Source organism: Desulfopila aestuarii DSM 18488 (assembly GCF_900143695.1).
Classification (GTDB): Bacteria; Desulfobacterota; Desulfobulbia; order Desulfobulbales; family Desulfocapsaceae; genus Desulfopila; species Desulfopila aestuarii.
On sequence record NZ_FRFE01000031.1, the window covers coordinates 23,043 to 32,857 of the forward strand.

The following is a 9,815-nucleotide window of genomic DNA, read 5'->3' on the forward strand; positions in this document are numbered from 1 at the left end:
CTATGAAAAAGAAGATCCCTGTTCTCATAGCTTTTTTTGTCTTGTTAACGGTTGCTCCCGCGATGGCCCTGGATATGGAGTTTTATACCTATGGTGGCTTTAACCCCGTTGTTCAGGCCTTCAACAAGGTTGCACTGATTTTCAGTGACAATGCCTACAAAGGTTTGATTTTTGTGGTCACCATTCTTGGAGTGGTCGCGGCGGCGGTGGGAATGATCGCGAGGACAGCGGTCGGGGGGCGATTCAGCCTGACCTGGCCGGTACCGGTGCTGGTGGGGGCGGTACTCTACCTCGCGCTTTTCATTCCTACCGGCAACATCACCGTCTATGACCCAACCCTCAACAGGTTCCAGATCGTCCCCAATGTCCCTGATGCGATCGTAGTGACGGCCGGCTTCCTCAACAAGATGGAGAAGGGCCTGGTTGACATCATCGACACGGCTGCGGCTCCCAATGCGTCCTACCTCGATAAAGCTGGCGGCATTGGCTTCAAGGCCCTGGAAGCAATCAGAGGTTCGAGCCCAAAGGATAACCATGTACGAACCTCCATGATCCGCTATATCAAGGATTGTGTGACCTTTGAGCTGCTGAGGCCAGGGAGCACCATGTCCCTTGACACGCTGCGCAACTCAACCACCAACTTCCTTACCGAGCTCGCGAACGCACAGAATCCGGCCATCTACACGGTCTATTATGACAGCACGAGGCCTGAAGGAACCAGCAAGACCTGCACTGAGGCCTGGAACAGTTTGCAGGCCATTTACGCGAACCCTGCCAACTATGATGAGGCGATAAAGCGGGTCTGCAGCAAGGCCCATTTTGATCCGGCCAGTATGGTGGAGATGAACACCTGCGAGGCGTTGATTTCCAGCACCGTGCTGCATCTTACCGGGACAAGCCAGACACCGGCAAGGTTGATTCAACAGCGGCAGATTGCTGAGATCCTTTACAACTTTTATTACACCGATGACTATGAGACATCCGTGCTCATGGAGTCGGACCGCAAGATAACCTCGACCGGCCTTGGTATCGGAATCACCATGAACGAGTGGATTCCGATTATTCGGGCCATTATGACGGCGATTGCCATTGGCACCTTACCCTTTCTCGCCCTGTTTCTCCCTACCCCGGTCATTGGTCGCGCTGTGTCTGTCATGTTCGGGTTCTTTGTGTTTCTGACAACCTGGGGGATTACTGATGCCGTGATCCATGGGGCTGCTATGGATTATGCCTCATACGCTTTTGAGGATGTACGGCAATCCAGCCTGGGTGTTTACGCGATGGCCTCGTTTCCCAATATGTCGATGAAGATGGTGGCCATGTTTGGTGTGATCCGTTCCGCCGGGATTATGCTGGCCAGCATCTTTTCCATGATGCTGGTCAAGTTTGGTGGTTCGGTTCTTGCCCATTTCGCCACCAACCTGAACAGTATCGCCAGAGGAGCGGGAGCGGAAGCAGGTCGGCTAATGACCCCGGAGGGGAATGCCTCCATGATGGCCGAGCAAGCCAGGATAGCAGGGCTGCTCGATGGGATGCAGGAACACCGGTTTACCAATATGGCTACAGCTGAGGCGTATAGGATGCACAAGAATGTTGGTGGGTATCACGCCGCCATGAATGCCAGGAGTGGTTTGCAGGATTCCGGGCAGATACCCCAGGGAACAACTGCTGCTGAATTTGCTCAGATGGGAGCAGCTGCGCGCATGGCAGTCGGCACTGGTTCCGGCCCAGTGGAGATCTCCACGGCTCCTGGCGGTGATACCACCCGGATAAAAGGGGATTTTGTCAACCCGGATGGCTCCACAACAGTTATCACCACCGGTGCAGACGGGACAGGCCAAGCCGTCGACAGCCTGGCTGCAGGGACCGCCAAATATAGCGTGGATGGTGATGGCAACCGAAGCCTGAACTCTGCTGATGTAAACGGCGTCAATCCTATCAATATAGGCCAGTCACTGCACCATCAGCTGATTGGCTCTGCTTCAACAAGTCTTGGCGGCAGCAGCAATTGGAATCTGCTGACCTCGCAGATGCAGAAAGACAGCCTGACCAGCTCAACCGCCAAAAGCTACAGTGAGCGGCTTGATAATGCCATGAGAGAAAACTGGCAAAGGTCGTTTAAGGATTCATCGAGTTTTGTTCATGCAATGGGAGAAGCTATGAGAACACAATTCATGACATCGATTGGTGCAGGTTTAAAAGGAATAAAATTAGGGGGGAGCGGGCAAATTACCATAGTTGGTAACGATAATGAAGAGGTGGATTTTTCTGTTTCTGAAGCAACAGCCCAAGCATTCTCTCGAGATCAGGCAAGAGTTAGAGCTGAGGCTGTTCAGGAAACTTTCAGCGATTCTCAAGGGCTGGATTACCTGACCAACATATCAAAACAGTTGGGAGCCTCTGAAGCTTATTCACTCTTAAATGATGCGAAGCGAGTCCAGTCCGCTTCCGAGTCGTACGGAGCAGATGTCGAGACAGCATTGGTAAGGGATTACACCTTGAATCAGTATGGTGACGAATCACCAGAGAATATCAGAATGAGTATGATTTATTTGAATCATCTAGCAGTGAATGATCCAAGTCGTCTGAATAAAATGATCGATGGCTTTGTCAGTGGAAGGGGGTATGGGTGGGGGTGTACAGCTGGTGCAGTAAACAGCGCAATAAATGTGACAAAGAACCGAATACATGATGATGCGATATTAAAAGGTGGAGTAGGGCACACAGCTCATACGGCTTCACAAAAGGCTTCCATGGTTACATCAGCAAATCTGTTTCCCCCTGACCCAAAAGGACTGCAAGACCCGGAGTCATCCAGTGTCGATCGAAAAGCTGATCATCTTCGTGAACGAAATCGTTATGAAGAGACTGGCCAGGGAAACGTTAGAACATCTGCCCCGGGAATGGCAAGTGAAGGGATCGGAAAGGTTGTTCAGGGTGTTGTTGACAGCCAAGGCATGCGCCCGACAGAAGAGGATGCTTTTGGGCACGTTCATCCAGTTGAAAACCCCCTAAGGGTTGACCTGGGCGAGGCGAAACCAATCCCTAAGGATGCTTCATCCACTGTCAGATGGTAAGATAACTAACTATTTCTGCGATGATATATGTTCGATGAAAGAAATGACCATGTGGGATCAAATTCTGGCTCCTCTTTCAACATTTCATCATCATGTTCAATTCCTTGAAGTTTGAATTTTTCAGCTTGAGAGCGCAGACCACCCTCCAGAAACCCCATGATAGAGACGTCTTGTTCAGGAGTTTCATCATGGAACGGCCTTGCGCAAGCGGCACAGTATTCATCATCCTCACAGCGACAGCCACAATGAGGACAAGTTGCGTAATCGAGAGTCATGTTTTTACCTTTACTGTAAAACGGCATCAAAAAGATAGGCAGATCTCCATAAATCCTTACAACTCTGTGCTATAAAGTCAAGTCTAACAGGATGAGGGTATAATGAAAATAGTTTCAACCTTCGTATTAGTATTGGTCGTGACAATAGGTAATGCTCAGGCTGGGGTTGATCTGTACCTGCAGAAATACCAGGGTGTCAGGGCGTCACAGTCACAGCAGGATCGACTATTGCAATATGATCATTTAATCGAGTATTTCTGTTCTCTTCCTTTCTTTTCAAACGGTATTGAGATTCACCCTGATTTTCTGAGAGCGCTCATCTTGGTTGAGTCGAATGGCGACCCGCTAGCGATATCCTCCAAAAACGCCAGGGGCCTAACCCAGATTATCTACTCCACGGGAAAGGAGGTGGCGGCGGAAATCACAAGAAATTCGGCTGTCGACGTCGAGCAGATGGGGTACGTCACCAAAGCCCAACTAGAGTATCTCAGCCCTGAAGCCCTCCATGATCCTGCTGTGAACATCGTATTGGCCTGCTACCTTATCGCGAAATATAATCAAGCTTACCAGGGGCACCTCGACCTGGTTGTCTCAGCATGGAACGCGGGGCCCGGGGCAATTGTCAACAATCAACCTCCCGAATACGAGGAGACCTTGGACCTCATTGGCAAAGTCAACGGGTTGTTCCGGTACTTCATTGAGAGAAGCATGTAATGACAAGCTCAGTTCATTTTCTGCGTATGCTGATCGAGTATAATGTTCATTATAGTTGACATAAACAACTTATATATAAATAATGTTAAATATGATAGACATTAACGAGAAACAAAAGGAAATTCTGAGACAATTAGCAACTCGCTTGAGAGAAGCACGTTTGCAACGGAACGAAACTCAAGAAATATTTGCTGCAAGGCTCGGCATTTCACGTCAGTCCTATGGAAAAATGGAGAGCGGTTCCCCAACTACTCCTATTGGGCACTGGATTACCGCATCTGTCTTGCTGCAGAGACTTGAGACCTGGGAAGGCGTTCTGGGTACACCAGAAAATCTGTTTGAACGTTTTGAAAAGCAAAAGTCTAGGCGGGAAAGGGCAAGCAGACGACGAAAGGATAACTTATGATCAAGTTAAACGTCTGGCTGGTTATCGACCCACATGATGCAATCAGAGCTGGTGAACTGATTGTCTCAGACCCAGACGCGCAGGGTCGTCTGCTCGGTCAGTTCAAGTATACACCAGAGTATCTTGCCAGCCCAAATGCTTTTGCCCTCGATCCTGTTAATCTCCCTCTTCAGCAGGATGTTTTTGACGCCAATCGTCCACACAGCGGAGTGCATGGTGTGTTTGAGGACAGTCTTCCTGATGACTGGGGGCGCCGCATACTGGTCAGGCAATATAACCTTGGGAGAAACCAACAGCGTGTTCCTCACCTGTTGCGGGTACTTGGTGGTAACGCCATGGGCGCGCTCCGGTACAGTGAAGGTTCTGCCACTCCACAGGCACTTCCGCTCATAGAAAGCAGGCAACTTGAAAAAATTGAGCTGCTTTCAAGAAAATTTGAGACGGATCCGCTCGCAGTCGATGAGGATATGGCCCTTCTTTTCCAAGCTGCCAGTTCTCCAGGTGGGGCCAGACCTAAAGCTCTTGTCCATGATGAATGCCGCGCATATCTGGCAAAATTTGCCAGTGTGAAAGACACATTCGACGTGGTATCGCTTGAAGTTGCGACAATGCATCTCGCACGACGTGCAGGCATCGTCGCAGCGGAGGTACGTTGTCTGCCATGCGGTAGTAGAAAAATCCTGCTTGTAGACCGATTCGACTTGGGTCCGATAACGCAAAAGCGTCATCATTGTATCAGTATGCAATCTCTTTTGCGCGCAGATGGATACTACAACCTCGCCTATGCGGATATAGCAGGCATTCTAAGAATGATTTCAGCTAATCCTGTTGAAGATCAGCGCAATCTCTTCAAGCAGATGATCTTCAATATTCTAATAGGAAATACCGACGATCACCTGAAGAACTTCAGTATGCTTAATGACGGTGAGGGTTGGAAACTTAGCCCGGCCTATGATCTTGTGCCAAATATCGGATTAAACAGTGAGCATGTACTTCGCATTGGTCTTGATAACAGGGTACCAGACCGGCAAACGCTCATAAAAGAAGCAAAACGATTTGGATTGAAACAGGCAAGGGCTGTTGAAGATGAGCTTGATGCTCTTGTCGATGCTGTCTCCACCTGGCATGAAGTCTTCAATTTGTTCGACGTCCCGGAAGAGGATATCCTTGTAATTGGTAGAGATATCGAACATCGGTTAGCTAAGATAAAAAGATGACACAAAAGACATGAGTCATTACCGTGATAACCGACAGAACGAATTATCGACTCTAAAATATATATAATAATAGGGATATACAATGACACTTACAAAGGCGGACCTAGTTCTGGAAGTTTACAAGAACCATGAAGGGATGACAAAAGCACAAGCATCAGAAGCGATTGAGGCGATCCTCCGAATTGGAAAGGATTGTCTGATAGGAGGTTCAGATCTGCTGCTCAGTGGATTCGGGAAATTCAATATCAAAGACAAAAGTGAGCGGAAAGGACGCAACCCACAAACCGGCGAAACGCTGATATTGAATTCCAGGCGAGTGGTGACATTCTCCCCCTCGAAGATTTTGAGGAATCGTGTTAATGGTGGATAATGAGGGAGGACCTCATAACTTATGAGCTGAGGTATGGAACCAACGGTAAAAAACCGGATGTTTGGTACTTTCTTCTTTATTTTGCTTCAACCACCCACCATGCTTTGGCGTCGGACAGTGTAACGTGGCTCCCGTCAGTAAACACTATTAAATTGCCGCAATGTGGGCGTTGCTCGCGATGGGAGACCTTGTAGCCCTTCTTTCGCCCAGGTCGCTTGATTGTGGAGTCTGGGCGCATTCTTATGCCCTTCTCAGCTTGGGATGCTTTGGTAAATTTGACCCATGCCACGAGAGTCACACCGCAAAAGAGATAGCTTCAAAATCGCCCAGATTGATGTTAGATCCTGCACCAAAAGGATCAAGATATGCTCCCTTGATGAGGGCTCCAGGATGTGGAGTATTGTGTTGTTGGATCTCCATAATGACCTCTATGGGGAATAATTCTCATAGTTGGCTAAATACGCGTGTCCATCACTACACTCAAAAGCAACACGCAAATTTCCGCTTCTAGGTAACTTAAATGAAAGTCGTTGATTTTATGTAGTTGCTGTTTCAGGTTGTGTCTTGGCGATATCAATGAGTTGATAGCCAAATTCCTGGGCCTTTCGTTTCAATTTTTGTACGACACGGCTCCGATACCGTTCTTCGTAGTAATCCTGACCGATATCGACGTACGCAGTACCGTGCTTCAACATGGAGTAAACTAATCGAGCCAGTTTATGCGCGGTGGCAGTGATTGCTTTGGGTGCTCCAAGGCGGGAGCGTTGTCTGCGCAAATAAGCGCCAAGGGCACTTTTAGAGTTGAAAAGGCTAAAAGCCGCCATCCTCAGAGTTGCAGCAGCGCGGTTGGCTACCTGTTTGCTCCTGCCACTGAGGATCTTGCCGCCACTGACCTTGGTGCCGGGGCACAATCCCAACCAAGAAGCAAAATGTTTCGCTGATTTCCAGCGGCTCATATCAAGGCCGATCTCGGCAATAATTTTGAGGGCACTGTTAGTGTCGATGCCGTCAATTTCTGTCAGGTCTACACAGGTCATCTGCTGCAGCGCCTCTTCAAGACTGCCAGGAGGCCTCTTGTCGGTGTCTGACGTAGAATCGAACGTGGCTAATTGGGCAAGAATTTCTCGATCACATTCGACAATCTGGCCCTGGTAGAAATCGTACAAATCAACGGCCTGTTTGAGACTGAACAGATGCTCAGGCCGATAATTGCCGTGCAGGGAGCGGGCGATTGTCTCCTCGCTGTTCTTGCAGCGCTGATCACGCAGACCGGCAAGGATGAGTGGATCGCGCTCACCAGCCAGAATGGCTTTGATGATCTGCATTCCGGTCTTTCCGGTGATGTTAGAAACCACATTGGCAAGCTGCAGATTCATCTGAGCCAGAGCCTTCTGCATGTGCTGGACATGAGAGGCAGCATAGCGAACCAAATTCATTCGCTGCCGAACGTAGCCGCGTAGAGTGCATATCTGTTCGGGCGGGCGAAAGGCACCTTCCAAAAGACCGTAGGTGTGGAGTCGCTGCAACCACTGGCAATCGAGTATATCGCTTTTACGACCGGGTACGTTTTTGACATGACGGGCATTGACCAGTTTTACCTCAAGCCCCTTGCTCTCGAGGATCTCAAAAACGGGAATCCAATGGATGCCGGTCGACTCCACAGCAACCGTGGTGACGCTGCAGGCGATAAGCCAATCTGCCATTTGCTGCAAATCGTCGGTGAAGCTTGCAAATTCGCGAACTGCCTGTTCGCTCGAGCCTTCCGGTACTGACACAAAATGGCTCTTGGAACCAATATCTATACCGGCCGCGTGGGCATGTATATGTTGCAGATGTTGGGGAAGATTCATATCCTTGCTCTTTGATTTCTTGCGCATTGCTCATCCTCTGTCATGGTTGATCGGCATGACCGAAAGGGGAGCTGTCGATATGGCTCTCTTCCAAACGGGATAGCAGATGCTTCACCAGTGACAAAGTCGCCAGCTCCCGAACCACGCTAACATACGGGCACAGTGCACCAATGGCGATGCGGCTTCCTCGTTTAGGCTGCCGCTTTTAATATTAGTCAACTTGGACGGATCAACCAAGTTCCTTTATGATAAACCCCGGCCGTAGGCTGGGTGAAACGCTAACATGAAGGCACAGCATGATTACTACAAGGCTATGGATAAAGTGATGAAAAGTGAATTTTTTAAATGATATAAGGATCAAATCCGCCCCGCCAGTTGCAAGATGCTCCGACGAGCATGCAGTAGCGGCCCATTCTCGCACTGCCAACTAGCGGGGCTACCATCGGAGTTGAACTTGACTTTTAACTTTAAAACATGAGAAAATGAAACATGTAACAAGCTAACAATAATAGAAAAAACAGAGTTTATTGCGTGAAGTCTTTGGTTATGATGCAGATTCTCCATTTCTGATCAACTTCAACCAAATCGTCAGGTCTACCAGCTCAGGAAAACCTCAAGAAGGAAAAGCCGAAAACTGGCCATGACTACCATTGGCAATGTTAACCATGAATGTTCTTTTCAAGAGTATTCTGAACTTCCTGAAGGTTTAACATCAGAGTCATGGGCTCTATTGGTGATTCTATAAAACCGTGACGAAGATAAAATGCTTTAGCGTCTTCCGATAATGCATGAGCCAGCAAAGCACGTACACCTACCTGCAAAGAAACATTATATGTTCTTAAGATTGCGTCCTTAAGCAATCCCCCTCCAAGTCCGCCTCCTTGTGTGCCCAAGGCAACAGCCAACCTCCCCAGTACCATTACTGGTATGGGATCAGGCATTGCACGTCTGATTTTTCCCGGTGCTTTCTGGCGTATTATGCTTCCGGTTGCCAGCGCATAATAGGCCACAACTTCATTTTCCTGGCAAACGACAAAAGTCCGCGATGCTCCTGATGCTTCGTTTTTCAGTGCTTGGTGTCGGATCCAAAGATTAAGAGAAGTAATGCCACAATCAAAATTGCCCACACAGTGTGCCGGAGAGAGCGGTTCGGGTGGTATCAATCTTCCCATGGGGCTCTTTTTTCTAATAGCTTACGAAGCTGTTTGTTCTCACTGACAGGGGCTTTCAGCGCTGTCAAGAATGCATCGTAATCTGAATCGGATAACTGGAATAACCTCTGATCCAGCAGCACATTTTCTGCTTCATGACAGGCAGCTTCAAGCATAAAATCAGACCGGGTTTTATTCCGCATAGCTGCGGCTTTGTCGATGAGATCCCTTTGCGTACGTAGGGCTCGAATATTGATTGAAGCTTCTCGGGTTTCCATATTTTTCACAACATCACCTCTCGTGTATGTACAATTAATATACAGTTGCGTGTATCCATTGTCAACACAGGGAGCTGTAAAAAGGATCAGGAGGTGAAAAGTTAGGTCTGGGTAATGTTAATAGGAATTTCTACAAACTAAGCGATTGATCATTTTTCAACCCAGATTCGCTTGAGTCAGCAGAAACTACTGGTCGATGTTCTGTTGTAATTTTAGTAGATTATCAATTATCTTTAACAGAAGGCTGTCTTTGGTAATCTCTTCCTTACAGTTGCTCCATTTTGGCGCAATTATAGGTTGTTGGTCGATCCCACCATGTCAGGAAGCATCTTTACTATGCCATTCCGAAAGGTGGTTTGGTATTGCCAGTTCATACCTCAGTTTTTCCAATTTCTGTTTACTATAAGAAGAAATCTATTATCGTCGTTTCGCTACCAGACGTCAAGCAACACAGGAGATCACGGGGTAAATAGAAAT

10 protein-coding genes are annotated in these 9,815 nt (G+C 48.2%); 5 read left to right on the forward strand and 5 right to left on the reverse strand.

Annotated features, from left to right (window positions below; genetic code table 11):
- Positions 1–2 precede the first annotated feature (2 nt).
- Positions 3–3,077 (forward strand): conjugal transfer protein TraG N-terminal domain-containing protein, encoded by a 3,075-nt coding sequence (locus tag BUF15_RS21460; RefSeq protein ID WP_073615771.1) that lies wholly within the window; start codon positions 3–5, stop codon positions 3,075–3,077.
- A 5-nt stretch (positions 3,078–3,082) separates the two neighbouring features.
- Here the strand turns inward: BUF15_RS21460 and BUF15_RS21465 are convergent, their stop codons facing one another.
- The gene (locus tag BUF15_RS21465) at positions 3,083–3,352 is read right to left on the reverse strand and encodes a hypothetical protein (protein ID WP_143170822.1); all 270 of its coding nucleotides are present in this window, start codon (positions 3,350–3,352) and stop codon (positions 3,083–3,085) included.
- 102 nt (positions 3,353–3,454) lie between these two features.
- Here BUF15_RS21465 and BUF15_RS21470 point away from each other — a divergent pair, with 102 nt between their 5' ends.
- From BUF15_RS21470 to BUF15_RS21485, 4 genes are all read left to right on the forward strand, one after another.
- A complete protein-coding gene (locus BUF15_RS21470; protein WP_073615773.1) occupies positions 3,455–4,066 on the forward strand; it encodes a lytic transglycosylase domain-containing protein in 612 nt (203 codons plus the stop codon).
- A 91-nt stretch (positions 4,067–4,157) separates the two neighbouring features.
- Positions 4,158–4,472 (forward strand): helix-turn-helix domain-containing protein, encoded by a 315-nt coding sequence (locus BUF15_RS21475; RefSeq protein WP_073615793.1) that lies wholly within the window; start codon positions 4,158–4,160, stop codon positions 4,470–4,472.
- Entirely contained in the window at positions 4,469–5,689 is a 1,221-nt protein-coding gene (locus tag BUF15_RS21480) for a type II toxin-antitoxin system HipA family toxin (RefSeq protein ID WP_073615774.1), read from the forward strand. Before BUF15_RS21475 ends, BUF15_RS21480 begins: the two co-directional genes overlap by 4 nt.
- A gap of 82 nt (positions 5,690–5,771) precedes the next feature.
- Positions 5,772–6,059 (forward strand): integration host factor subunit alpha, encoded by a 288-nt coding sequence (locus tag BUF15_RS21485; protein ID WP_073615775.1) that lies wholly within the window; start codon positions 5,772–5,774, stop codon positions 6,057–6,059.
- A gap of 294 nt (positions 6,060–6,353) precedes the next feature.
- Here BUF15_RS21485 and BUF15_RS28135 read toward each other — a convergent pair whose 3' ends face one another.
- The 4 genes from BUF15_RS28135 to BUF15_RS21500 form a co-directional block, all read right to left on the reverse strand.
- Positions 6,354–6,479: a hypothetical protein gene (locus tag BUF15_RS28135; RefSeq protein ID WP_268753213.1), complete on the reverse strand. Its 126-nt coding sequence runs from the start codon at positions 6,477–6,479 to the stop codon at positions 6,354–6,356.
- A 116-nt stretch (positions 6,480–6,595) separates the two neighbouring features.
- Positions 6,596–7,936, reverse strand: a complete 1,341-nt coding sequence (locus tag BUF15_RS21490; protein WP_073615776.1) for an IS110 family RNA-guided transposase — start codon at positions 7,934–7,936, stop codon at positions 6,596–6,598.
- A 632-nt stretch (positions 7,937–8,568) separates the two neighbouring features.
- Complete coding sequence (locus tag BUF15_RS21495) at positions 8,569–9,081, reverse strand: GNAT family N-acetyltransferase (RefSeq protein WP_073615777.1); 513 nt, start codon at positions 9,079–9,081, stop codon at positions 8,569–8,571.
- Positions 9,069–9,338 carry a type II toxin-antitoxin system TacA family antitoxin gene (locus BUF15_RS21500; protein WP_073615794.1) on the reverse strand — a complete coding sequence of 90 codons (270 nt, stop codon included), beginning with the start codon at positions 9,336–9,338 and terminating at the stop codon, positions 9,069–9,071. Before BUF15_RS21500 ends, BUF15_RS21495 begins: the two co-directional genes overlap by 13 nt.
- Between the last annotated feature and the right edge of the window lie 477 nt (positions 9,339–9,815).